The 24,922-nt window shown below is 71.6% G+C and carries 20 protein-coding genes; 16 read left to right on the forward strand and 4 right to left on the reverse strand.

Annotated features, from left to right (window positions below; all coding sequences use genetic code 11):
- Window positions 1-356: 356 nt before the first annotated feature.
- The 6 genes from AB0H21_RS22695 (at window position 357) to AB0H21_RS22720 (ending at window position 9,276) form a co-directional block, all read left to right on the forward strand.
- On the forward strand, window positions 357-1,142 hold the full coding sequence (locus AB0H21_RS22695; RefSeq protein WP_358519656.1) for a hypothetical protein: 786 nt from the start codon (window positions 357-359) through the stop codon (window positions 1,140-1,142).
- Window positions 1,143-1,147: 5 nt separating this feature from the next.
- Window positions 1,148-2,356 carry a S8 family serine peptidase gene (locus tag AB0H21_RS22700; protein ID WP_358519658.1) on the forward strand — a complete coding sequence of 403 codons (1,209 nt, stop codon included), beginning with the start codon at window positions 1,148-1,150 and terminating at the stop codon, window positions 2,354-2,356.
- Between the two features lie 136 nt (window positions 2,357-2,492).
- Complete coding sequence (locus tag AB0H21_RS22705) at window positions 2,493-2,855, forward strand: hypothetical protein (RefSeq protein WP_358519660.1); 363 nt, start codon at window positions 2,493-2,495, stop codon at window positions 2,853-2,855.
- Between the two features lie 53 nt (window positions 2,856-2,908).
- A complete protein-coding gene (locus AB0H21_RS22710; protein ID WP_358519662.1) occupies window positions 2,909-3,211 on the forward strand; it encodes an MGMT family protein in 303 nt (100 codons plus the stop codon).
- Window positions 3,212-3,282: 71 nt separating this feature from the next.
- The gene (locus tag AB0H21_RS22715) at window positions 3,283-6,270 is read left to right on the forward strand and encodes a CDP-glycerol glycerophosphotransferase family protein (RefSeq protein ID WP_358519664.1); all 2,988 of its coding nucleotides are present in this window, start codon (window positions 3,283-3,285) and stop codon (window positions 6,268-6,270) included.
- 165 nt (window positions 6,271-6,435) lie between these two features.
- Complete coding sequence (locus AB0H21_RS22720) at window positions 6,436-9,276, forward strand: AAA family ATPase (protein WP_358519666.1); 2,841 nt, start codon at window positions 6,436-6,438, stop codon at window positions 9,274-9,276.
- A 182-nt stretch (window positions 9,277-9,458) separates the two neighbouring features.
- On the opposite strand, the gene AB0H21_RS22725 is transcribed toward AB0H21_RS22720, so the two are convergent.
- A complete protein-coding gene (locus AB0H21_RS22725; RefSeq protein WP_358519667.1) occupies window positions 9,459-11,678 on the reverse strand; it encodes a M4 family metallopeptidase in 2,220 nt (739 codons plus the stop codon).
- 463 nt (window positions 11,679-12,141) lie between these two features.
- Here AB0H21_RS22725 and AB0H21_RS22730 point away from each other — a divergent pair, with 463 nt between their 5' ends.
- From AB0H21_RS22730 to AB0H21_RS22740, 3 genes are all read left to right on the forward strand, one after another.
- Entirely contained in the window at window positions 12,142-13,017 is an 876-nt protein-coding gene (locus AB0H21_RS22730) for a GNAT family N-acetyltransferase (RefSeq protein ID WP_358519669.1), read from the forward strand.
- A gap of 193 nt (window positions 13,018-13,210) precedes the next feature.
- Window positions 13,211-16,444 carry an ATP-dependent DNA helicase gene (locus tag AB0H21_RS22735; protein WP_358519671.1) on the forward strand — a complete coding sequence of 1,078 codons (3,234 nt, stop codon included), beginning with the start codon at window positions 13,211-13,213 and terminating at the stop codon, window positions 16,442-16,444.
- A gap of 50 nt (window positions 16,445-16,494) precedes the next feature.
- The gene (locus tag AB0H21_RS22740; protein ID WP_358519835.1) at window positions 16,495-19,779 is read left to right on the forward strand and encodes an ATP-dependent DNA helicase; all 3,285 of its coding nucleotides are present in this window, start codon (window positions 16,495-16,497) and stop codon (window positions 19,777-19,779) included.
- Window positions 19,780-19,787: 8 nt separating this feature from the next.
- Here the strand turns inward: AB0H21_RS22740 and AB0H21_RS22745 are convergent, their stop codons facing one another.
- Genes AB0H21_RS22745 through AB0H21_RS22755 form a run of 3 tightly spaced genes read right to left on the reverse strand, consistent with a single transcriptional unit; the run spans window position 19,788 to window position 20,942 of the window.
- Entirely contained in the window at window positions 19,788-20,231 is a 444-nt protein-coding gene (locus AB0H21_RS22745) for a hypothetical protein (RefSeq protein WP_358519672.1), read from the reverse strand.
- On the reverse strand, window positions 20,218-20,433 hold the full coding sequence (locus AB0H21_RS22750) for a hypothetical protein (RefSeq protein ID WP_358519674.1): 216 nt from the start codon (window positions 20,431-20,433) through the stop codon (window positions 20,218-20,220). Before AB0H21_RS22750 ends, AB0H21_RS22745 begins: the two co-directional genes overlap by 14 nt.
- 59 nt (window positions 20,434-20,492) lie before the next feature.
- A complete protein-coding gene (locus AB0H21_RS22755) occupies window positions 20,493-20,942 on the reverse strand; it encodes a hypothetical protein (protein WP_358519675.1) in 450 nt (149 codons plus the stop codon).
- Window positions 20,943-21,111: 169 nt separating this feature from the next.
- Here AB0H21_RS22755 and AB0H21_RS22760 point away from each other — a divergent pair, with 169 nt between their 5' ends.
- From AB0H21_RS22760 to AB0H21_RS22790, 7 genes are all read left to right on the forward strand, one after another.
- A complete protein-coding gene (locus AB0H21_RS22760) occupies window positions 21,112-21,933 on the forward strand; it encodes a helix-turn-helix transcriptional regulator (RefSeq protein WP_358519676.1) in 822 nt (273 codons plus the stop codon).
- Window positions 21,909-22,133: a DUF397 domain-containing protein gene (locus tag AB0H21_RS22765; protein ID WP_358519677.1), complete on the forward strand. Its 225-nt coding sequence runs from the start codon at window positions 21,909-21,911 to the stop codon at window positions 22,131-22,133. Before AB0H21_RS22760 ends, AB0H21_RS22765 begins: the two co-directional genes overlap by 25 nt.
- Window positions 22,134-22,235: 102 nt before the next feature.
- Window positions 22,236-22,439: a DUF397 domain-containing protein gene (locus AB0H21_RS22770; RefSeq protein ID WP_358519679.1), complete on the forward strand. Its 204-nt coding sequence runs from the start codon at window positions 22,236-22,238 to the stop codon at window positions 22,437-22,439.
- Between the two features lie 57 nt (window positions 22,440-22,496).
- Entirely contained in the window at window positions 22,497-22,751 is a 255-nt protein-coding gene (locus tag AB0H21_RS22775; protein ID WP_358519682.1) for a DUF397 domain-containing protein, read from the forward strand.
- Window positions 22,752-23,684: 933 nt separating this feature from the next.
- Entirely contained in the window at window positions 23,685-23,897 is a 213-nt protein-coding gene (locus AB0H21_RS22780) for a hypothetical protein (protein ID WP_358519684.1), read from the forward strand.
- A gap of 369 nt (window positions 23,898-24,266) precedes the next feature.
- The gene (locus tag AB0H21_RS22785) at window positions 24,267-24,611 is read left to right on the forward strand and encodes a hypothetical protein (protein ID WP_358519686.1); all 345 of its coding nucleotides are present in this window, start codon (window positions 24,267-24,269) and stop codon (window positions 24,609-24,611) included.
- A 64-nt stretch (window positions 24,612-24,675) separates the two neighbouring features.
- Complete coding sequence (locus AB0H21_RS22790; RefSeq protein ID WP_358519688.1) at window positions 24,676-24,822, forward strand: DUF397 domain-containing protein; 147 nt, start codon at window positions 24,676-24,678, stop codon at window positions 24,820-24,822.
- The last annotated feature ends 100 nt before the right edge of the window (window positions 24,823-24,922 follow it).

Raw genomic sequence — 24,922 nt, forward strand, 5'->3', positions numbered from 1 at the left:
CCGCCGGGAAGTCCGCGCACATGACGAAAAACCGGCCGGATCCCGGAATGGGACACGGCGTGGCGGGAAGGTGCGCGGAAGGGCGTTCACGTGCGGCGAAGAGGCATCCGGCCACGGATCCGCACGGGGCAACCTGACCGACAGGGCGGGGCGACGCCGACGGAACACGAGGGGTGGCGAGGGCGCGTGCGGAACCCCGGAAGCGGGCGCCGACGTAGCATCGGAGTATGTCGCCTGAAGAGCCACGGGCGCGGCCGGCGCCCTGGCCCCCGCGCGGCAGAGGCACGTCCTTCAGAGGGCGGCTTCCTTCAGGTGGCGTCTCGCACGGGGCGGCCTCCGGGGCGTCGCGGCCGTGGATGGGCTCACGGGCCCGCGCCGCGAGCCTGCGCGAGTTCCAGGATCGCCTGGCGCTCGAACGCGGGGTCCGTTTTCGATCCCTCTTCCTGCTGATCATGGGGACGTTGCTCGCCGTGGCGGCCACCGACGTGCTGCTCGGCGTCGTGGGCACCCTTCAGGAGACGCGGTCCCGGCCGTTGACGTTCGCCGAGCGCGCCCGGTACTCCCAGGAGGACGTCGCCCGGCGCTGGTACACCTGGCCGGCCGACGCCGTGTTCCCTCCCCAGATCGAGTACGTCGGCCTGTCCCGGGTCCGGCAGTACGCCAGGCGGGTCGGCATCGCCCCGGAGGCGCCGTGCCCCGCGGTCGTGGACGCGCCCGTCGGCTCGGTGCTGCGGCAGTTCGGCTGCCGCACGATGCTGCGGGCGACCTACGTCGACCAGACCTCCTCGTTCGTGGTGACCGTCGGGGTCGCCGTGCTGGCCGACGAGGAGACGCGGGCGCGGACGGCGGGGCAGCTCCCCGTGGACGACCGGGTGGGCGTGCGGCCGGTGGCGTTCCCGGGCACGGTGACCGAGTCGTTCGGGGCGGCGCAGCGCCAGCGCACGGGCTGGGTCGGCGCGGGCCCGTACATCGTCTTCACCACCGCGGGCTACGCGGACGGGCGTACCCGCGAGGCCATCTCCCGGGATGAGATCACCCACAGCGAGCTGTGGCCGGCCGCCCAGTCCATCGCCGGCCGCATCGGCCGCGAGCTCTCGGCGCCTCCCGACATCCCGCGCTGCACCCAGGGGAACGTGTGTTGAGGTGCGTGAGGGCCGGCGGCCTGCGCCGGGCGGTGGCGGCCGTGGGGGCGATGGCGCTCGTGGGCCTGCTGCCGGCGCCGCCGGCCGTGGCGGACCCTTCGGTGGCGTCCGACGACGTGCGCGGCGCCCAGCGCTGGGTGCTGGACGCGCTGAACGCCGAGCAGGCCTGGCAGGTCACGCGCGGCGCGGGCGTGACCGTCGCGGTGATCGACAGCGCGGTCGACGCCCAGGTGCCCGAGCTCGCGGGCAAGGTGACCGTCGGCCCCGATCTGCGCTCGGACACCTACGACGGCGCGGCGCCTCCGGTGGGCGTGCACGGCACGGCGATGGCGTCCCTGATCGCGGGCTCGGGGCGGGACGGCGGCCTGACCGGCCTGGCGCCGGATGCGAGCATCCTGTCGATCCCGGTGCTCACCGACCAGCCCGAGTACCAGCTCGTCAACCCCGACGACGGGCTGGGCGCGCCGGCCGAGACGCCGATCTCGCGCGCCATGCGCTACGCGACCGACAACGGCGCGCGGGTGATCAGCATGTCGCTGGGTGAGTACGTCCCGCAGCGGGCCGACCGCCAGGCGGTCGCGTACGCGCTGGAGCAGGGCGTGGTGTTGGTGGCGGCGGTGGGCAACGACGGCGACTCGGTGGCGGCGCGCAAGTACGGGACGTCGTTCTGGAGCTTTCCCGCGGGGTTCGCCGGGGTCATCGGGGTCGGCGCGGTGGACCGGCTGGGTAAGCACGCCGCTTTCAGCAGTGACAATCTGTCGGTGCTGGTGGGCGCGCCGGGGGTGGCGGTGCCGGCGGTGAAGGCGGGCGGCGGGTACGTCCTGTTGGAGGGCAGCAGCGTGTCCACGGCCCTGGTCTCCGGGGTGGTCGCGCTGATAAAGGCGAAATATCCGCAACTGGGCCCCGAGCTGGTGGCCCGCGCCCTCGCGACCACCACGCGCGGCAAACCCGCAGGCAGCTACGACGACAAGATCGGCTTCGGCGTGGTCGACGCGGCGGCGGCGCTGCGGAAGGCGGGCGAGCTCACGGGGTATCGCTCCGCCGTCCCCGTCCAGAGCGGCCTGCACTTCGGGAAGGGCGCGACCTCGCCCCCGCCCGCGCGCCCTGGGCCGGATCCGGTGCGGCTGTGGGTGTACGGCGCCGGCGTGCTGCTCGGGCTCGTCGGGTTCGGCGCGGGCGTGGTGGTGCTCACGCGGCGCGCGGAACGCCGATGATCACGTGATGGCGGCGATTCGAATGCTTTTCGGCCGCCTTTCGGCAGCAGTTCGGATGCGGTCATATCGATCGCACGCGATCCCGTACCGGTGATCGCTAAAGGTTCGCTATGGTTCCCATCTCGTGGGATACGAGTTGCGCGTACAACGTGAATCGCCGCTCGCCTACGCCGAGCTCACGCGAGCGACGGCGTCGGCCGACGCCGGCTTGGAGCTGCGGGGAACACCCGAGGACGCCGAGGTGATCGCCCGTCACGGCGACGCCGAGCACCGCGTCGCCGTCTGGCAGGGCCGCCTCTACGGGGAGCCGACGTCCGACTGGAACGTCTCCCAGCTCGCCCGTCTGGCCGCTCTGGTCGGCGGCAGTCTGGTCGGGGAGGACGGCGAGGCCTACGTCATCCGCGACGGTATCGTCGAGCAGGTCAACGGCAAGACGGTCTACGAGTTCGGCAAGCTGGAGGAGATCCTCTCCCAGGGCCCCGTCCAGTGGGCCGCCTGACGGGCCCCGCGCCCGCGCCGCGAGCGCCCGAGAGGAAGCCCCGGAAGGACCACGTGAGCGATCCGACGCCCTTCGCCGAACGGGTGCTCGACGTCGTCGAGCGCATCCCGCCGGGCAAGGTCATGTCGTACGGCGACATCGCCGAGTACCTCGAAGAGGGCGGCCCGCGGCAGGTCGGCCGGGTGATGTCCACCTGGGGCGGCGGCGTCCCGTGGTGGCGGGTCGTGCACGCCGACGGGACCGCGCCGCCCGGCCACGAGGCCAGGTGCCTGGCCTTCTGGCGGGACGAGGGCACGCCGCTGCGGGGCGAGCGGGCCGACATGCGCCACGCCCGATGGCTCGGTGATCACCCATGAGTTCTCAAGAATGCGCATTACCATTCCAGGAACGCCCTTTGCGGTAGACCTGGAAAGGCGGTGCCTCCCCGATGGCCACCGGTGCCACGCCCGCGCAGGCCGGCGACAGCGTCGATAGCGTCGACAGCGTCGATAAAGTCGCCGATCGGCTCCGGGCCGCCCAGGACCTGTATGACAAGGGAGAGCCGCTCGACGCGCTGATCGCGGCCGTCACCTCCCACGGGCTTTCGCGCGCGGAGCGCCGGCGGCTGCACGCCGAGGCGCTGAACGGGCCGCTCGCCCTGCGTCTGGAGGCCGCCGCCAAGAGGGACGCCACCCGCCTGCGGCAGGCGATCGACCTGCTGCGCGACTACCTTTCCGGCGTCGACCCCTCGGTCAAGCGCGCCCTGCCGGTGGCCCGGCGCCTGGCCTACCACCTGATCGAGAACCGCGACCCCGCGGCCCTCGCCGAGGGCGGCGAGCTGGCCGGGCTCGTCGCCGCCACGGGCGAGCCGGTCAAGCGCGTCCGCAGGGGCCTGCGCTGGTACGCCGACCTGCCCGTCGAGGCGCCGCGCTCGCTCTTCCGGCTGCGCGGGTCGGACCTGGTCCCCGTGACCGAGGTGTCCGACGTGTCCTGGCACGACGGGCGGCTCCGCGTCACCGGCCACGCCTACCTCGTGGGGCTCTCGGTGCGCAGCCGCCGCCTGAACCGCGCCACGGTGGTGCTGCGCGGCCCGCGCGGGCTGCCGCCGATCGCCGCCCGCACCCGCCGCGTCTACCGCCCCGAGGCGACGTGGGGGTCGGCCGAGCCCGGCTGCAACTACGACTGGGCGGGGTTCGTGGCCGAGGTGCGGCCGTGGTCGCTGCGCTGGCGTGCGGCCATCCGCGCCGCCTACCACGGCGCCAGGCGGCTGCTGCGCCGCCGTCCCCTGGTCCCGGACACGACGACCTGGCGCGCCGACATCGTCATCTGGAGCCGGGGCGCGTGGGCGACCGGCGCCGTGCGGGGGCCGGTCATGGGCCGCACCGAGCGCCCGGCGGGGCTGCGCGTCGGTCCCGGCTGGTGGGTGCGCCCGGCCTGGACGTCCGACCGCGTGCTGCAGATCGTGCTCCAGCCCACCCGCGCCGAGCTGACCGGCGTCGTCCACGACGGCGACCAGATCGAGCTGAGGGGCTTCCTGCCGGGCACGACGGCGACCAAGGGCAGGGCCCGTCTCGGCGGCCACCGCATCGCGGCCGATTTCGCCCCGGCCGAGGGCGGCACGAACTTCTCGGTGCCGCTCGCCGTCGCCGCGCTGATGAAGGAGCGCGACGCCCGCCGGCTGTGGATCGAGCCCAAGGGCGACCCGGCCGCCCCCGTGATGATGGACGACGACGCCGAGACGCGCATCGGCCTGGACCGCAGCGAGGTCACCGTCCTGCGTGACCGCCGCGACCGGGCCGTGGTGTCGGCGCACCGCGTGTGGCCGGTGATCACCTCGGCCGAGTGGGGCGAGGACGGCGCGCTCACCCTCGCGGGCACCTACCACGACCCCGACCCCGGGCCGCGCGAGCTGGTGCTGCGCCAGCGCGCGGGCCTGGCATACCGGGTCCGGCTCACCCGGTCCGGCCCGGAGTTCTCGGTGCGCGTCGCCCCGGGCGCGATGCCGAGGTTCGGGTCGGCGGTCGCGCTGGCGTCCGGCGCCTGGAGCCTGTCGGTGGCCGGCGGCAAGGGCACCACGGCCCCGCTGCGGGTGGACCACCGCCTGCTCGACACGCTGGACGAGGGCGTCCACATCGTCGGCGACCGCGAGTACCGCCTGGTGGCGACCCGCTTCGACGTGCCCGTCATCGTCGCCGCCGAGCACGTTCCGGGCGACGAGAAGGGCGCGGTCGGCCTGTGGTCGACGCGCCGCGTCCACTACCCGGCCGAGCGCCGCCGCGAGCTGCGCGACGCGACGGTGTACGTCTCGTTCGACGGCAGGTCGTACTCCGACAGCGCGCGGGCGGTCTACGAGGAGCGGCTGCGCCGGGGCGACGACCGCGAGCACATCTGGGTGGTCAAGGACGGCGCGTTCGTCCCGCCGGACTCGGCGGCGCTCGGCCTCGGCCCGGGCATCACGCCCACGGTGGTCCGCGAGGGCAGCCGCGAGCACTACACCGCGCTGGCCCGGTCCCGGCACATCATGACCAACACGCTGCTGCCGCAGTGGTTTCGCGCCCGTGAGGACCAGCTCTGCGTCCAGACCTGGCACGGCAGCCCGCTCAAGCAGGTGGGCGGCGACCAGCGGCACATGACCCGCGAGCCTCGGCCACCCGCGTGGTACCGGCAGGCCGCCGAGGTCGCGAACTGGGATCTTCTGGTCACTCAGAGCCCGTGGGCGTCCGGAATCCTGCGCCGCGCGTTCGGGTACGGCGGCGAGATCCTGGAGTCGGGGTACCCGCGCAACGACGTCCTGGTGTCCTCCGACCGCGCCGAGCTGGCGGCGGCGGTGCGGCGCGATCTCGGGATCCCGGCCGGCAAGCGGGTGGTGCTGTACGCGCCGACGTGGCGCGACCACGACCGCAGGAACAGCTCGGTGCGTCTCGACCTGGCGGAGGCCAGGCGGGTGCTCGGCCGTGACCATGTCCTGCTGGTCCGGGGGCACACGATGCAGGCGGCGCCCGCGGCTGTGGGTCTGGTGGTTCCCGGCCCGGACTCGCTGGTGCGCCCGGGGCCGATGACCCGCGAGTACCCGTTCGCCATCGACGTCACGACTTATCCGGATATGGCCGATCTATTATTGATCGCCGACGTCCTGATCACCGACTACTCCTCCGTGATCTTCGATTTCGCCGTCACCCGCCGCCCGATCGTCTTCTTCGGCTACGACCTGGAGCGTTACCGCAACTCCCGCGGCCTCTACCTCGACCTGCGCACCGAGGCGCCCGGCCCCCTGCTCGCCGAGGCCGCGGACGTGATAGAGGCCGTGCGCCTGATCGACGCGCTCGCCGGCGACTACACCGACCGCTACGAGGAGTTCGTCCGCACCTACGCTCCTCGCGACGACGGCAAGGCGACCGCCCGCCTCGTCGACCACGTCTTCACGCCCGGCTCCTGACGCCGGACGAGGGGCAGCCACCCTCCGTGTCCGGATGTCTTACAGAGTGACGCCCGACTTGACGGGATCCGCAACAAGGCTGTTACAGGGAGGGGTTGACCTTCGCCGAAGGTATGGGGATAACTGGGCCGGGGAGTCCCGAAATCCCTACCCTGGGAGCTGTCGATGAGCAGCGTGCCTTCGCTCGCACTGGTCGGACGTGCTTCGGAACTACGGACAGTCATCGATGTGATCGCTCGCCCTCCGGCGGTCGTGCAGGTGGAGGGTGAGGCCGGCATAGGGAAGACCCGTCTCGTGCGCGCCGCGCTCGGCCACGTGCCCGGCGACCGGGTGGTCCTTCTCGGTTACTGCCATCAGATCCGTGAGCCCTTCCCCTACGGGCCCGTGTTCGAGGCGCTCCGTGACATCGCCGGCCGGCTCCCGGATCCCGGCGCGCTCAACCCGGTGACCGGCGCGCTGGCCGGCTACTTACCCGAGCTGGCGGGCGCGCTCCCGCCGGCGCCCCCGCCCCTGGGCGACCCCCGGGCCGAACGCCACCGCGTCTTCCGGGCGATCCGTGCCCTGCTGGCCGCCGTCGGGCCGGCCGTTCTCGTCATCGAGGACCTGCACTGGGCCGACGACGGCACCCGCGACCTGCTGCGCTTCCTCATCGACCAGCCGCCCGCCGGGCTGGCCCTCGTGATCACCTACCGCCGGGAGGACCACGGCGCGACCCGCGCGTCCCTCGGCCGCGCCTACCGGCACCACCCGGAAACCACCAGCGTGGTGGTGCCGCTCGTGCCGCTGGACGTGACCGACGTCGGCAACCTGGCCGGGGCGCTGCTGAACCGCTCGGACCTGTCGTCCGGGTTCGTCACCCGCCTGCACGAGCGGACCGCGGGCATTCCGTTCGTGGTGGAGGAGGTCGTGCGGTCCCTGCGCGACCCGGGGGAGCCCGAGGCGCTCGACCGCGCCGGGGTGCCGCTGCTGCTGCGCGAGGCGATGGCCGAGCGCATGGCGTCCCTGTCCGTGGCGGCGGTGCGCACCGTGCACGTCGCGGCCGTGCTGCGGCTGCCCGCGGGGGAGCAGCTGATCATCGCGGCGGGGGGCGACTCCGCCGGGCTCGGCGAGGCGCTGCGGGCCGGCGTCCTGCACGAGGACTCCCGCGGCCGGTACGGCTTCCGCCATGCGCTGGCCCAGCAGGCGGTGTACGACGCGATCCCCGGGCCGGAGCGGCGGTCGGCGCACGAGCGGGTGATGGGCGCGCTCGCCGCCATGGACTCGCCGCCGCTCGTCCAGCTCGCCTTCCACGCCCGGCAGGCCGGCGACATCGAGGCATGGCTGCGTCACGGCGCGGCCGCCGCCCACCGCGCCGCCGCGCTCGGCGACATGGCCCTGGCCATCGAGGTGTTCGAGGGCATGCTGGACGATCCGGACCTGCCCGAGTCCGAGCGCGGGCCGCTCGCCCTCCAGCTCAGCAAGTTCGCCGGGAGCGGCCTGTCGCACCAGCGGGTGGTACGGCTGCTGCGCCACGTGCTGCGCGACGACTTCCTGTCCCCCGACGCCCGCGCCGAGGCGCGGCTGCACCTCGGGCTGCTGCTGTCCAACCAGGCGGGGGACACCGTCGGCGGCCGCCCGGAGATCAAGGCCGCCGTCGAGGAGCTCACCGACCAGCCGACTCTGGCCGCGCGCGGCCTGGCCTGCCTCGCGATGCCTCCGTGGGGCACCGAGTCGCTGGACCAGCACGCCGAGTGGATGGACCGGGCCGAGAAGCTGGTCGCGAGCGCGGACAACCCCGAGGTCGCCACGGCCGTTCTCGCCAACCGCGCGTCCTTCCAGATGGCGATCGGCGCCCCCGACGCGTTCGCGGTCGCCGCCACCCTGCCGATCGCCGACACGCGCATGTCGGTCCGGCGCGAGGCCGCCCGGGGGTATGCCAACCTCTACGACTCGCTGATCACGCTCGGCCTCTACCCCGAGGCCGAGAAGATCGCCCGCGAGGGACGGCGTCTGGCCGCCGAGACCGGGGCCGACTACAGCGCCTACATCGTCGACGTCTCGGCGATTCGCATGGAGTGGCTGACCGGGCGCTGGGCCGGCCTGCGCGAGCGGGCGATCGCGATGAGCGAACTGGTCGCGGACACCCCGCAGATCGCGGTGGACGTCTGGCTGGTGCTCGGCATGCTCGCGCTCGCGACCGGCGAGTGGGACGGCGCCGCCCGGCACTTCCACGCCGCCGGGCTCGACGCCCCCGACAGCCGGTACGCGCCCGTCGTGGACGCCGCCGGCGGGGGGATGATCGAGCTGCACCTGGCCAGGGGCGCGCTGGACGAGGCCGTCGCCGAGGCCGAGCGCGCGGTCGCCCGGCTGCGCCGCAAGGGCGTGTGGGTGTGGGGCGCCTACCTCGTGCCGTCCGCCGTCAACGCCCTGGCCTGGGCCGGGCGGACCGAGGAGGCCGCCGGACTGGTCGCCGAGTACGCCGCCGGCGTCGCCGACAAGATCTCGCCGGCCGCGCACGCCGCGCTGGACTCCGCGCGGGGCGCGCTCGCCGCCGCGGAACGGCGGCACGCCGACGCCGCCGCGCACTTCGCCCGCGCCCGCGAGGCGTACGCCGTCATGCCCCAGCCGTACGCGGCGGCGCGGGCGGGGGAGGGCGAGGCGCGGGCCATGCTCGCGGTCGGCGACCCCGCCACCGGGGCCGCCTTCGCCGAACTGGCCGAGCGGTACGGGGAGTTCGGCGCCACCCATGACGCCGCCCGCTGCCGCCGCGTCCTGCGGGACATCGGCGTGGAGTTCCAGCTTCCGCGCGGACGGCGGGGCAAGGCCGCCGCGCCCTCCCCACGCGGGAAGGCCACCGCGCTCTCCCAGCGCGAGACGGAGGTCGCCCGCCTGGTCGCGCTCGGCCGGACGAACAAGGAGATCGCCGACGTGCTCTTCCTGTCGACCCGCACGGTCGAGAGCCACGTCGCGACCGTCTTACGCAAGCTCGGCGTGCGCTCGCGCACCCAGGTGGCGCCGCCCGCCTGAACGACCGCGTCTCCTCTCCGGAAACGGCGAACCCCCGGGACCGGAGGTGCCCGGTCCCGGGGGTCTCAAGGCCGTCGTCTCAGACGCTCAGGCCCTGCTCAGCTGTGTTCATGGCCTCACTTCGCTCGGCCTGTTCGGGGCGCCCTTTTAGGCGGCGTTCTTCCGCCGCGCCCCGAACAGGGTCAGAGGGTGATGCTCCAGGAGTCCAGGAAGCCGGTGTCCAGGGTGTACTGGTCGGTGACTTCGAGGGTCCAGGTTCCGGCGGCCGTCTGGCTGACGGGGACGGAGTAGTTGCGGGTGCCGAAGGACGTGCAGAAGATGCCGCCGCTGCTCTTGACGGTGTAGAACGTCCCGCTCGGGCCGCGCAGGCGGATCCGCAGGTCCTCGGCGCAGGTGTGGCTGATGACGATCGTCAGCTGGACCGGGGAGACCGCGCTGCCCGAGGCGGTCGAGGTGATCGGGCTGTTGATCGTCGACAGGTCGTTGATCGTGTAGTCCGTGTCGTTGCGGAACGTCCGGCCGCCGGTGGTGCCGACCGTCAGCGTGTAGGTCGCCGTGTGGGTCACGGACCCGGTGCCGGTGATCGTCACGCTGTAGGTGCCGTTCGGCGTCGACGTCGAGGTGGAGATGGTCAGCGTCGAGGAGCCGCCCGAGGTGACCGAGGCCGGGCTGAAGCTCGCGGTGGCGCCGCTCGGCAGACCCGAGGCCGAGAAGGTGACCGTCTGCGCGCTGCCGGAGGTTGTCGCCGTGGAGACGGTGGCGGTGGCCGAGCCGCCCGCGGTGACCGAGCCGGAGGTCGGGTTCAGCGAGATGGAGTAGTCGTTGCCGGGGCTGTCGGTGCAGGTGGGCTCACCGGACTGCACCGGGACGCTGACGGCGTTCCAGGCGGCCTTGGTGGCGGCGCACTCGGGGCTGCTCGCGCCGTACAGCTCGACGGCCGCGGCCAGGGAGGCGGTGCGGACGTTGATGTAGCGCCAGCTCGACGTCTTACGGCTGAGGGCGCCCATGTAGATCTTGCCGGCCTTCTGGATGCCGATGCCGGTCACCGAGGACGGGCCGCCGGAGCAGATCGGGCTGCCGGGCTTGCCGCCGCCCGGGGCGGAACCTTCGGCGAGCAGGTAGAACCAGTGGTTTATCGGACCGGCCGCCGCGTGCACCTCGGTGCTGGGGATCGAGGAGGAGTAGCAGTTCGGGTCCCCGGCCAGCGACGGGTTGTACATGTAGCGGATCGGGCCCTGGCCGACGAGGTCGACCTCTTCGCCGACCTGGTAGTCCGGCGGGTCGTTCGGGTTGTTGGCGTAGGCCTCGGTCAGCGCGCCGAAGATGTCGCCGGTGCCCTCGTTGATGCCGCCGTTCTCGTTGCCCGACCCGGCGCCGCCCGGCGTGGTCTGGAAGATCGCGTGGCCGAACTCGTGGCCCACGACGTCGATCGGCGTGGCCTGGCGCTGGTTGTCCTGCGAGTGGCCGAAGTTGGTGTAGCTGCCGTTCCAGTACGCGTTGACGTCCGCGAGGCCGACGCGCGCCGGGAAGCCGCCGCCGCTGCCGTTGATGCCGCTACGGCCGAGCCAGTCGCGCAGCATGTCCCACTCGCTCTGGACGCCGTACAGGGTGTCGACGCAGGCGGTCTCCAGGTTGGTGCCCGAGCCGTTGCCCCACGCGTCGTCGGTGCCGGTGTAGGCGGAGCCGTTCTGGCCGCCACAGCGGATGCCGCTGCGGGTGGAGTCGGTCATCGAGAACGAGCTGCCGGAGCCGCTGGTCTGGATGGTGACCGTGCCGTAGTAGTACCCGTTGCCGGTGCCGGCCTTGACGTCGTCGTAGGAGTCGGCGATCGCGCCGGTCTTGGCGTCCACGAAGACGTGCTGGATGCTCGGCTTGCCGTTCGAGATGCCGGAGACCGTGGACTCCCAGGCGAGGCGCGGCTGCGCGCCCCAGGCGAGGACGACCAGGCGCGCCGGGCGGCTGTCGTCCACGCGGTCCAGTTTGGTCTTGGAGGTGGCCAGCGCCTGCTCGGCGCTCACCGTCGCCTCGGTCGACAGGCCGACGGTCGGCGCGGCGGCGGACTCGGTGTCGCGGACGCGCCCGGCGGAGTCGGTGACGACGACCGCGTCGCCGCCGATCACGGGCAGGCCCTTGTAGGACCGCGCGTACGTCGCGTAGAACGAGCCCCCGACGCTGGGGGTCACGCCGGTGCGGGTGAAGACTTCGTCGGTGCCTTTGCGGAGGGCGTCCAGCTGGCTGGCGACGGCCTGGTCGGCCGCCAGCGTCGCGCGCTGGAGCGGGTCCGCCGCCAGGGGCGTGGCCGTGAACCCGGGCGGGGGCTTGGCGGCCGCGGGGGTTGCCGGCGCCGCGACGGCCACGATGGCCAGACCGGCGGTCACCGCGAATAGAGCTCTGCGCCTCATGCGCGATTTCCTTTCTAGTGCCTCCCGCCGCCGCGTCTCTCGCCGTGTACGCGGGCGGCGGTCGTCACGCCACCGGGCACCGTCGACCGGCGGGGTGAGTGAAGGGATCAGGGGGTGATGAGACAAAGGAGAACGGGATGCGTTCGCCGGTTGGGGGTGACCTGGCCGGGCGGGCCGTGTCCGGCGGAGTCTCCGTGCGAGTGAAGCGGCTAGGGCGGTAAGTGGGGGAGTGTCTCCACAGCGCTCCTTACTCGGCTCACGCGGCCGGGTGAACTGACCTGTGCGTGACGCTAAGTGCCGGTTCGCGTTCTGAACATCCGTAGTGGCATCCGTACATGTACGGAAAAAAGGACTGAACGAACAGCAATGCCGGTCTGCAAATTAAGTGGATGTATCGGCAGATGTGGTCGATGATGCGGACGGAAGGGGTTCGAAGGCCCGGACGCCGTCATCGGGGGTGTGCGTGATCCATTCCACCCGCCGGCCGAGCGTGGGCGACATGCCCGTCCGCAGGCTCGGCCTCGGTGACCTCCGCGACTGCCTGATGCTCGCCATCGACCGGCAATGGCTGCCGGAGGAGGCCAAGTGGAGGCTGCTCTTCGAGGTCGGTGAGGTGTACGGCATCGACGACCCCGGCGGAGGACTCGCCGGCACGGCCGTCCTCGCCCGCTACGGCCGCGACCTCGGCGCGGTCAGCATGGTCCTGGTGGCCAGCCGGTACGGCCGCATGGGGCTCGGCCGCCGGCTCATGCTGCACGTCCTCGACCGGGCAGGGGACGCGACGGTCTTCCTCTCGGCGACCGAGTACGGCCGCGGGCTGTACCAGAAGCTCGGCTTCCGCGCGGTCGGCCGGATCGTCACCCACATCGGGCACTTCCGCCCCGAGCCGGAGGACTTCAAGCACGACGGCCTGCGCCCGGCGCGCGAGGCCGACCTGGCCGCGATCCGGGGCCTGGACGCGCACGCCTCCGGCGCCCCGCGCACCGGCCTGATCACCCGGCTGTCCTCCATCGCCGAGCGGACGTGGGTCGCCGAACGCGGCGGGAAGGTCGTCGGCTTCGGCGCGGCGTGGCGCAACGTCGACAACGTCGTGGTCGGCCCGGTGATCGCCGACAGCACGGCCATGGCCCGGGGCCTGATCGCCGAGCTGGCCTCCGAGCTGCACGCCCCCGTACGCCTGGACCTCGGCGCCGACCACGCCGACCACACGGACCTCGCCGGCTGGGCCGCCGCCCGCGGCGTGCGACCGGCCTTCACCACCACCCTGATGACCCGCGGCGGCCCCCTCCCCGGCGCCCGCGCCCGCATCTACACCCCGGTGATGCTTGCCCTCGGCTGATTGTGCTTATGGCCGCGCCTCCGGCACGGCGGTTCGGGGCGCCCCGGAGGCGGTGGAGACATGGGCGTGTCATTGCTCGGCGTGTCGGCATGACCCCGATAACCTGCTTTGTCACCCGCCACGGAGATTCGCGGGCGTCGGTACCGGCCGAGTCGGCACGATCTACCCGCGTGGTCTGGTGGAATAGCGTGTTGTGAGTGGTCAGACCTACCGCCTGGTACGCAGGGGAACCGCGCGACAGGCGGCGCCTCCCGCGCTCGACGAGAACCAGCGCGCGGTCGTCAACCACCCGGGCGGCCCGCTGCTCGTGCTGGCGGGCCCCGGCACCGGCAAGACCACCACGATCGTCGAGAGCATCGTCGAGCGCGTCGAGCGGCGCGGCGTCGACCCCGAGCGCGTGCTCGTCCTCACCTTCAGCCGCAAGGCCGCCCAAGAGCTGCGCGAGCGTATCACCGCCCGCATGCGCCGCACCACGCGAACGCCTCTCGCGCTCACCTTCCACAGCTACGCCAACGCCCTGCTGCGCCGCGAGGCCGTCCTCGCCGGCGACCCGCCGCCGCGCCTGCTCACCGGCCCCGAGCAGCTCCTGGAGATCCGCCGCCTGCTCCACGGCGACCTGGAGGACGGCGCGCGCCAGTGGCCGCCGAGCCTGCGCGAGGCGCTGAAGACGCGCGGGTTCGCCGAAGAGCTGCGCGACTTCCTCGCCAGGGCCGCCGAGCGCGGCCTGGACGGCCCCGACCTTGTGGTGCTCGGCCGTGAGCACGGCCGCGCAGACTGGGTGGCGGCGGGCCGTTTCGCCGACCGGTACAACGACCGGTTCGACCTCGACCCCACGCCCGCCCTCGACTACGCCGAGTTGATCCGCGCCGGCGCCGGCCTGCTGAGCGACCCCGAGGTGCGCCTGCGCGAGCGCGGGGCCTACGACGTCGTGTTCGTGGACGAGTACCAGGACACCGACCCGGCCCAGGACCAGCTCCTGCGCCACCTCGCCGGCGACGGCCGTGACCTGATCGCCGTCGGCGACCCCGACCAGTCGATCTACGGCTTCCGCGGCGCCGACGTCCGCAACATCCTGTCCTTCCCCGAGCGCTTCCGCACGGCCGACGACCGCGAGGCCCCGGTCGTCGCGCTGCGCGTCTGCCGCCGCAGCGGCGCCGGCCTGCTGGCCGCCTCCCGCCGCCTCGCCTTGCGCCTGCCCGTCCCGCCGAGTCCCGGCCGCGGCGCCCGTCCCCACCCCGACAGCCACCGCGACCTGCTCGCCGTCGACACCGCCGACCCCGGCGAGGTCCGCGTCCTACTCGCCGACAGCGAGACCCAGGAGGCCGCCGTCGTCGCCGACACGCTGCGCCGCGCCCACCTGCTCGACGGCGTGCCGTGGTCGCGCATGGCCGTGCTGGTGCGCTCGGCCACCCGCCAGGTGCCGATGCTGCGCCGCGCGCTGCTGTCGGCGGGCGTCCCCGCCGTGGTGATGGGCGACGAGGTGCCGCTCATCCAGCAGCCGGGCGTGCGGCCGCTCGCCACGCTGCTGCGCGTCGCGCTGCGCCCCGAGACCCTCGACGTCACCACCGCGGAAGAACTGCTCACCGGCCCGCTGGGCGCCACCGACGCGATCGGCGTGCGCCGCCTGCGCCGCGCCCTGCGCGTGGCCGAGCTGGAGGCCGCGGCCATCGACACCGGCACCGAAACCGGCACCGGCACGCCGTCCCCGCCGCCGCGCTCCTCCGACGAGCTGCTCGTCGCCGCCGTCCGCGACTCCCGCGAGCTGACCTCGATCGAGCCGCACGTCGCCGCCTGCGCCGAGCGCGTCGCCGCCCTCATCAAGGTCGCCCGCGCGTCTGCCGACCGCGGCGACACCGCCGAGGAGGCCCTGTGGGCGGTGTGGCAGGCGTCCGGCCTGGCCGAACGGTGGACGGACGCGAGCGTCGCCGGGGGGGCCAGGGGCGCGCAGGCCGACCGTGACCTCGACGCCGTGGTGGCCCTGTTCGACCACGCCGCCCGCTTCGTCGACCGCCTGCCCCACGCCGGCGCCGGCGTCTTCCTCGACGACCTGGTCTCCCAGGAGATCGCCGGCAACACCCTCGCCGCCCACGCCCCCGACGGCGACGCCGTCCGCATCCTGACCGCCCACCGCTCCAAGGGCCTGGAGTGGGACGTCGTGGTGGTCGCCGGCGTGCAGGACGGGGTGTGGCCGGACCTGCGGCTGCGCGGCTCGCTCCTCGGCATCGAGCAGCTCGTCGCCCTGTCGGAGGGCTCGGTGCTCGACGGCGTGGACGCCGCCACGGCCGCCCTCGCCTCCAAGCTCCTCGCCGAGGAACGCCGCCTGTTCTACGTCGCCGCCACCCGCGCCCGCCGCCGCCTGGTCGTCACGGCCGTCGGCGGGGAGGACACCGACGAGCGGCCCTCGCGGTTCCTGGCCGAGCTGGTCCCCGGCGCGGCCGAGGACGCGAACGTCGACGATCGCGCCCGCTGGCTGAGCATGTCCGCCCTGGTCGCCGACCTGCGCGCCGCCGTGTGCGACCCCACCCGTCCCGAGGCGATGCGCAGGGCCGCCGCGGGCCACCTCGCCCGCCTGGCACGCTCCGGCGTCCCCGGCGCCCACCCCGACGAGTGGTACGCGCTCACGCGCATCTCCGACGACCGTCCCCTCACCTGGCCGGACGGCATCGTCCGCATCTCGCCGTCCACCGTCGAGAGCTTCACCAAATGCGGCCTGCGCTGGCTGCTGGAGACCGCCGTCGGGGCGTCCGGCACCGACATGTCGCGCAGCCTCGGCTCGGTCATCCACGCCGTCGCCGTCCTCGCCGCCGCGGGCCAGGAAGGCGACGCGCTCGGCAAGCGCATCGACGAGGTGTGGGACGAACTGGACTTCGGCGGCCTGTGGTTCAACCGCAAGCAGCGCACGGTCGCCGAGCAGATGCTCTCCCGCTTCCTCACCTGGCACGAGCAGAACCCGCGCGAGCTCGTCGCCGTCGAAGAGGCGTTCACCGCGATGCTCTCGGAGCACGTGCAGATCAAGGGCCGCGTCGACCGCGTCGAGCGCGATGGCGACGGCCGGGCCGTGATCATCGACCTCAAGACGGGCACCAGCAAGCCCTCCGACCACGACCTCGACCGGCACCCCCAGCTCGGCGTCTACCAGCTCGCCACGCTGCTCGGCGCTTTCGAGCGTCACGGCCTGACCGAGCCGGGCGGCGCGGCGCTCGTCCAGCTCGGCAAGGCGGCGGGCAAGGACGCCAAGCTGGCCCGCGAGCAGGTCCAGGGCGCCCTCGGCGACGACCCCGAGCCCGGGTGGGCCGGGGAACTGGTCGACACGGTCGCGACCGGCATGTCCTCGCGGGTCTTCACCGCGACGGTGAACGACGGCTGCCGCACGTGCGCCGCCAAGGCGAGCTGCCCGGTCAACGACGCCGGAGGCCGGGTTTGCTAGGCCCGAGCTCTCCCGGCGCCACCCCCGGCGCCGAGGGCGTGCGACCCGCGATCATCGGCCCCGCCGAGCTCGCCGACCGGCTCGGCGTCCCGCCGCCCACCCCCGAGCAGGCCGCCGTCATCGAGGCGCCGCTCGGGCCGATGGTGGTCGTCGCGGGCGCGGGCTCCGGCAAGAGCGAGACCATGGCCGGGCGCGTCGTCTGGCTGGTCGCCAACGGGCTGGTGCGCCCCGAGCGTGTGCTCGGCCTGACGTTCACCCGCAAGGCCGCCGCCGAGCTGGCCGCGCGCGTCCGCAAACGGCTCACCCGGCTCGCCGAGGTCGGCCTGGCCCCGGCCGAGCTGCTCGACAGCGAGCCCACCGTCTCCACCTACCACGCCTACGCCGCCCGCCTGGTCACCGACCACGCGCTGCGCGAGGCTCTGGAGCCGACCATGCGGCTCGTCACGCCCGCGATCTCCTGGCAGATGGCCTCGCGCGTGGTCGGCCAGTACGACGGGCCCATGGACCGCGTCGACCTCGCGCCGTCCTCGGTGACGGCGGCGGTGCTGGAGCTCGCCGGCGAGATGGCCGAGCACCTGCGCACCCCCGGCGAAGTCCGCGAGGTCGGCCGGTGGCTCGCCGAGCGCCTGGCCGCCGTCCAGGGGCGCACGACGCTGCCGCAGCGCCGCCCGGTGCGCACGCAGGAGATCCGCGAGCAGTTGCTGCCGCTCGCCGAGGCGTACGACCGGCTGAAGCGCGCCCGCGAGGTCATCGACTACGGCGACCAGATGGCGCTGGCGGCGCGCATCGCCGACGGGCACCCGGACGTCGGCATGATCGAGCGGGGCCGGTTCTCCGTCGTGCTCCTGGACGAGTACCAGGACACCAGCCACGCGCAGCTCGTCCTGCTGCGCGCCCTGTTCGGCGGCGGCCACCCCGTGACGGCCGTCGGCGACCCCTGCCAGTCGATCTACGGCTGGCGCGGCGCCTCCTCGGGCAACCTCAAGCGGTTCGTCCGCGACTTCCCCACGGCCACCGGCGAGCCGTCGCCCGTGCGCCGCCTTTCGGTCAGCTTCCGCAACGGCGAGCGGGTCCTGGACGTCGCGGCGCGCGTGCAGGTGCCGCTGCGCGCCGAGGCCCGCGAGGTGCCGGTGCTCGTCCCCGGCGTCAACCGCGTCGGGCGCGGGCGCGTGCTGTGCGCCTTCCACGAGACCGCCGAGGACGAGGCCGCCTGGATCGCCGACGGCGTCGTCCACCTGCTCGGCCACGAGACCGCCCCCGACGGCCTGCCGTGGGGCGAGGGGGAGCGGGACAAGGCGAAGGCCAAGGCGGGCGCCTGGGGCGGCCCGGCGGCCCTCCAGCCGCAGGACGTCGCGATCCTCGCCCGCAAGCGGTCCCAGTTCCCCGCGCTGCGGCGGGCCCTGGAGGCCAAGGACATCCCCGTCGAGGTCGTCGGCCTCGGCGGCCTGCTCACCGTCCCCGAGGTCGCCGACGTCGTCGCCACCCTGCGCGTCATGTACGAGCCCGCAGCCGGCGACGCGCTCGTCCGCCTGCTCGCCGGGCCGCGCTGGCGCATCGGCGTCGCCGACCTGAAGGTGCTCGGCGACCTCGCCCGCGAGCTCACCGTCTCCCAGCGCGGCGGCCCCGATGACCCCCTGGAACAGGTCGTCAGCGACATGGCCGCCGAGCGCGGCAGCCTCGTCGACGCCCTCGACGAGCTGCCCGACCGTCCCGAATGGCTGGAGCCCTTCTCCCCCCTCGCCCGCGAACGGCTGCCGCGCCTGGCCCAGGAGCTGCGAGTCCTGCGCGCCCACGCCGGGCAGCCGCTGCCCGACCTCATCTCCGAGGTCGAACGCCGCCTCGGCCTGGACGTCGAGGTCGCGGCCCGGGGCGGCGGCCCCCTCGCCGCCCGCGCCGACCTCGACGCGTTCCTGGACGCCGCCTCCCGCTTCGCCGGCGACGCCGAGGACCCGACGCTCGGCGCCTTCCTCGCCTACCTCCAGGCCGCCGAGACCGAGGAGTTCGGCCTGGAGGCCGGGCGGGTCGGCGAGACCAACAGCGTCAAACTCATGACCGTCCACGCCTCCAAGGGCCTGGAGTGGCCGGTCGTGATCGTCCCGGGACTCTCCCAGGTCACCACGCAGGCGGGCGGGCTGGCCCGGGGCAGCGTCTTCCCCGCCACGCCCGCGACCAACTCCCGCTGGACCGAGAACCCGCGCAAGCTGCCCTACCCGCTGCGCGGCGACCGCTCCGACCTGCCCGTCCTCGACGGCCTGGAGAAGGACGACCTCGCCGCGTTCGACGAGCGCTGCCGCGAACGCGACCTCCTGGAGGAACGGCGCCTCGCGTACGTCGCCGTGACCCGGGCCCACTACCTGCTCATCGCCTCCGGGTACCGCTGGGGGACGGCCGCCAAGCCCCTCGAACCGTCCGACTTCCTGCTGGAGATCCGCGAGGCCACCGGCCAGGCCGCCACCTGGGCCCCCGACCTCCAGGAGGACGCCGTCAACCCCCTGCTGGCCGAGCCCCCGTCCGAGGAATGGCCGGTCACCCCCGGCGGCGAGCGGTACGAGGCGGTGCGCGGCGGCGCCGGCATGGTCATGGACGCCATCAACGGCGACGTGTGGCTCCCGCCCGGCGACGCCGACCCTTTGAAGGAGTGGGAGCAGGAACGCGTCCGCTCGTGGGCCCGTGACACCGAACTGCTGCTGCGCGAGCGCGACCAGGCCCGGCGGCGCGGCGGCGCGGTCGTCGACCTGCCCGCCCGGCTCACCGTCTCGTCCCTGGTCACCCTCGCCTCCGACCCGGCCGCCCTGGCCCGGCAGATCCGCCGCCCGCTGCCCCACAGACCCGCGCCGCTCGCCCGCCGCGGCACCGCCTTCCACCGCTGGCTGGAGGGCCGCTGGGAGCAGCAGCGCCTCATCGACGACTCCGAGCTGCCCGGCGCCGCCGACGACCTTTCCCCCACCGACGTCCAGCTCGCCGAGCTGCAGCAACGCTTCGAGGAAAGCGTGTGGGCGACCATGGAACCGGTCGACCTGGAGATCCCGTTCGAGACGGTCATCGCCGACCGGGTCGTCCGCGGGCGCATGGACGCCGTCTTCCCCGAGGGGGACGGCGGCTACGTCATCATCGACTGGAAGACGGGCGAGCCGCCGCGCGGCCGGGGCGCCCGCGCCGCCTCCGTCCAGCTCGCGGCCTACCGCCTCGCGTGGTCCCAGCTGTCCGGCGTCCCCCTCACGAAGGTGAGCGCCGCCTTCCACTACGTCCGCGCCAACGAGACCGTCCGCCCAGTGGACCTCCTCGACGCCAACGGCCTGATGAAACTCATCGAATCCATCCCCGAGGACAAATGAGCCCCGGGTCAAAGAGCATCACCACGCGGGCGGCCGATGTCGGGCGGCAGGTGTTCTTCACGGCTGTTCTCACGGCTTCCAGGTGACGCGACGGCGGGCGGGCGGCACTCGTCGCGGATCAGTAGCGTGAGCCAGTGGATCACCTCGGAGACCTGGCCGATGGGGAACTGGAACACGGGCCGGTCGTCGCCGGGGGTGACCAGGAAGGCCGTGCCCCAGACCCTCGTGCGGACGACGACCTTCGCGCGCCCACGTCCGTCCGGGCCGTAAACGATCAGCTCTGTGGGGTTGTAGGCGCGCTGCGGCGGGACGGCCTCCGTGCCGATCGAAAGGCGTACCCGTTTGAAGATCAGGGACCGGATTCCGTCGCCAGCCAGGTGACGGTGCAGGATGGCGAGCAGTTCGGCGTCCTCGTCGGCGCGCTTTTCCGAGACGGTGTCAGCGGTGCTCATCGATCTGGGCCCATTCTTCGTCGGTGGGTGAGGGGAGTCCGAGCGCCTCGGCGGCGGTGGCGAGGTCCTCGCGGCCGAGTCCTCGCGCGCGCATCGCGCGGGCGGCCCGCTGCCACGCCTGCTCGAACTCGGCCGACCGGCGCACCGTCTCGCGGGCTCGGCGCGCAGTGTGCCGGACGGCGGAGCGGGCTGATATGTCCACCGCTCGGACAGAAGGCGATGCGTGGACATGCCGGCCGAAGCCGGGAAAGCAGAGGTACATCATGCGGGCCCCGCGATGCTCGGGCGGTCGCCGGGGCCTCGGGCTTCGTCCTTGCGGAGAACGGCCTGCCCGGTGAACCGGGGGATCTCCCAGCCGTCCCGTATGGCGGCGAGCATCTCGACGATCGCCGCCGAGTGCGGGTGGTTCCGGCAGGCCTCGGCGAACCGGAAGGCCACCCGGCGGGCCACGGATACGGGATCCCGCACCGGCCCCCAGGCGTACAGCTTGCGCCCGGGCGCCGCGTACCGTCCCGACCACCACCAGTACCCGAGCTCGCCGTGCGTCCAGACGATCAGATCCGCCCACACCGACACCAGCGCGATGCCGCTGCCGACGTTGACATCGGTGGAGATCGCGAACGCCCCCAGCGCCCGCCGCAGCCGATCCGCCGCCTCCAGGGCAGTGTCCGGCTTCGGTAGTAGACGCGGATGCGTCCAGTAATAGGGCATTTCGGAATTACGGGGTTGCGGAAGCATGGCCTGAACCGTCTTTCGGTGATTTCCATTTTTTGCCTTCCCCAGACTGCCTTCATCCATTACTCTCCGTAAGAGACCGATCACAACAAGCGCTCGATGCTTGCTGTTTGCCCTTGGTTGGGCTGAGGTGGAGGAAGCGCCTATGCCTCGTAATAGCGAACTGAACCCCGAATCGTCCCCAGCCGCACGTTTCGGCTATGAAGTGCGCAAACGCCGGAATCATGTGCACATCAGCCAGGAGGAACTAGGAAGGAGGATCGGCTACACCGGGGCCATGGTCAGCATGGTTGAGATAGGCAAGCGCCTGCCCAGCGCGGACTTCGCCCGCAAATGCGATGAGATCCTAGAGCTGGACGGCGCGCTGCTCCGCGTATGGGAAATGTGCAGGTCCGACGGCGCGCAGCAGTGGTTCCTTCCATGGCTGGAGGTCGAGCAGACCGCCACGACGCTGCACACGTGGCAACACTCTCTCGTCCCAGGGCTTCTCCAAAGCTTCGACTACGCGAAAGCGCTATTCCTCGGTGTGCCTGGGACGCACCGTGCCATGATCGACAACGCGGTAACGTCCCGGATCGAGCGACAGGCCATCTTCGACCGCGAGCGCCCCCCTATGATGTGGGCCGTACTCGACGAGGTCGTTCTCATGCGGCCCGTCGGAGGCCCGGCCGTCATGCGGGGACAGCTCGAGCACCTCTTGTCCGTGGCCGAGCAGCCACATATCACAGTCCAGATAGTCCCCCTTCCTGTCGGTTGCACGGCAGGATTGGGAGGAGCGTTCGTCCTGGCTCACGCTCACGGGCACGATCTGGGCTATCTCGAAACCACATACAACGGCGTGGTGACCGCCGTTCCCGAGAATGTCAAGCAACTACAGATCCGCTACGACGTGATAAGAACTCACGCGCTCCCGCGCGACGCCTCGCATGATCTGATCAAGGAATGGATGCAGAAGTGGATGAGCTGAACAGTGTGACGTGGGTCAAGTCCTCATACAGTGCCGACCACGGCGGCGACTGCGTTGAGCTGGCCGTATTACCTGGCAGCGGGATGGCGATCCGTGACAGCAAGCGAGCGCATGGCCCGGTGCTACGCCTCACGGCCGCCGAGTGGGACGCCTTCCGCCGGGGCGTCAAAGCAGGCGCGTTCGATGACATGACCGCCTGATCCAGTCGCCCACAAAGGGCCCGCACTCCCGATGCGGGCCCTTCTCGCCGACCCAAAACCGCGACGGAACTCACCGGACCTGATCAAAGAATGGGTGCAGAGATGGACGACCTGAGCGAAGCGAAGTGGATCAAGTCCTCATTCAGCGGCGACAACGGCGGCAATTGCGTCGAACTGGCTATGCTGCCGGGCCAGGGTATGGCGATCCGTGACAGCAAGCGTCCGCACGGCCTAGTGCTGCGTTTCACCGGTGCCGAGTGGGATGCGTTTCGTGTCGGCCTCAAGCGTGGCGAGTTCGGCGTCTGACGCCTAGCGGGAGTAAACGAGGGGTCCGTACCCCCTGGTGCGGGCCGAAATAAAACCGTGACCGAACCCACCGGACCTGATCAAGGAATGGGTGCAGAGATGGATGACCTGAGCAAAGCGAAGTGGGTCAAGTCGTCTTACAGCGGCGGCAACGGCGGGGACTGCGTGGAACTCGCTGCGGTGCCCGGGGCTGGCATGGCCATCCGTGACAGCAAGCGGCCGCATGGCCCGGTGCTATGCCTCACGGCCGCCGAGTGGGACGCCTTCCGCCGGGGCGTCAAAGCAGGCGCGTTCGATGACATGACCGCCTGATCCAGCCGCAGACAAAGGGCCCGCACCCCCGGTACGGGCCCTTCTCGGAACCGTGGACCCCTGACCGCACTCGGTGAACAACGACGGCCACGAAAACGTCGAGGACGCGGCACGCGCCGCCGTCGCCAGATCAACCGAAGGAGCGCATCATCCCGCGAATAGTACGCGGACAGCTCGATGTCGATGACGCGATACGAGCCTGCGCCCCTCACATGCTTGCCGCGGTGCGTCTCGTCGTCCAACGCATGCACCGTATGGCTGTGATCCCCGACCCCGTTCGCTCCCCCCGGTGACCTACCGTCACCACACGAGATCACCTAACGTGATCAACCGGCAACGCGAGTCCGGCGAATTACGAAGAGCCATCTAATGCAGGGGAGCTCATTGGTGGGAATTCGTCAAGCCATAGAGTTTATGCGGCCCTTGGCGGGGGTTGCGCAACAACATTCTGAAATTCCCCGTCGGGCAGGGTGGGCAGTGTAGGATCTGGAGACCCTGACTCAGTAGAGGAGCATAATGTCGGTTCGTGATTTTGTGCGCGGAGCATCTCGCGTCTCCCTTGCTTTAGTCGCTCTTGTATTCGGGGTCAGCTGCTCCTCTCAAGCTGTACGAGATCATTCCAGTCCCACTGTGAAGCCGTCGAGCGAGAGCGGGTCGCGGCCGTCAGAGCCGGTAAACGAAAGTGTACGACGAGCCCTGCTCGGCGCCATAGAAAAATACTTAGAAGAGGATCCTTCGCAGCTGGAATCAAATTATTTGGTGAATGAGCACCCGGAGTTAATGCCGCGAACTTTCTGTTCAGTGCGGATGGTCGAACTCAGAACCGACCGATCCACGTACATCGCGGGCGTGTACTCTCAATGTCACGAGCTGGCTCGAAAAGGCAATACCGTGGTAGCGGGTACGGGTTTTTCAGTCCCTCAGTTAGCTCGCATGGAAATACATAATGGCACTCCTCGGCTCGTCTCACTTGACGAGCCCGGGCCTGGCGACCGCTATCTACCCGCGCTGAGAAAAATGTTCACAGAAGAGGGGGTGCGTAAGATCACTGAAGGAGGGGTGTCAGTGCCCCTAGAGACAATCTATGCTGAGGCCCGCAAAACCTTTGGCCTTCCAGCCGACGCAAAGATCATCGACGACTTCTGAGCGCAACTCCAGAACCTGCCCCGGCTACCACGGTCGGCCGTGCAGATCCCTCATTTAAAGACCCTGACCCAGCAGAGGAGCATAATGCCGGTACGTGATTGTGTGCACGGAGCACCTCGCGTCTCCCTTGCTCTATTCGCTCTTGTATTCGGGATCAGCTGCTCCTCTCAAGCTACACGAGATCATTCCAGGCCCACCGTGAAGCCGTCGAGCGAGAACGGGTCATGGCCGTCCGAGCCGGGAAACGAGAGCGTCCGGCGGGCCCTGCTCGGCGCCATAGAAAGATACTTAGAAGAGGATCCTTCGCAGTTGCGACAAAAATATTTGGCGAATGGGCACCCGGAGCTCATGCCGCGAACTTTCTGTTCGGTGCAGATGATCGAACTCAGAACTGACGGATCCACGTACATCGCGGGCGTGGACTCTCAATGTTACGAGTTGGCTCGAAAAGGCAATGCCATGGTAGAGGGTACGGGTTTTTCAGTCCCTCAGGTAGCTCGCATGGAAATACACGGCGGCATTCCTCGGCTCGTCTCACTTGAGGAGCCTGAGGATGGCGCGCGCTATCTACCCACGCTGCGAAAAATGTTCACAGAAGAGGGGGTGCGCAAGATCACTGAAGGAGGGATGGAAGTGTCCATAGAGACAGTCCGTGCTGAGGCCCGCAAAGCCTTCGGCCTTCCAGCCGATGCAAAGATCATCGACGACTTCTGAGCGCAGCTCCAGGACCTGCCCCGGCTACCACGGTCGGGCGCCGCCGACCACGGTGGGCAATTGCGTGGAGCTTGCTGCGCTGCCCGGCGCCCGCATGGCCATCCGTGACAGCAAGCGCCCGCATGGCCCGGTGCTACGCCTCACGGCCGCCGAGTGGGACGTCTTCCGTCAGGGCGTCAAAGCCGGCGCGTTCGATGACATGACCGCCTGATCCAGCCGAAGACAAAGGGCCCGCACCCCCGGTACGGGCCCTTCTCGCCTAACCAGAACCCCGACGGAATCCGCCGGAGCTGCTTCTTCGTCGGACGCCT

Source organism: Sphaerisporangium sp. NPDC051011 (assembly GCF_040653595.1).
Lineage (GTDB): Bacteria > Actinomycetota > Actinomycetes > Streptosporangiales > Streptosporangiaceae > Sphaerisporangium.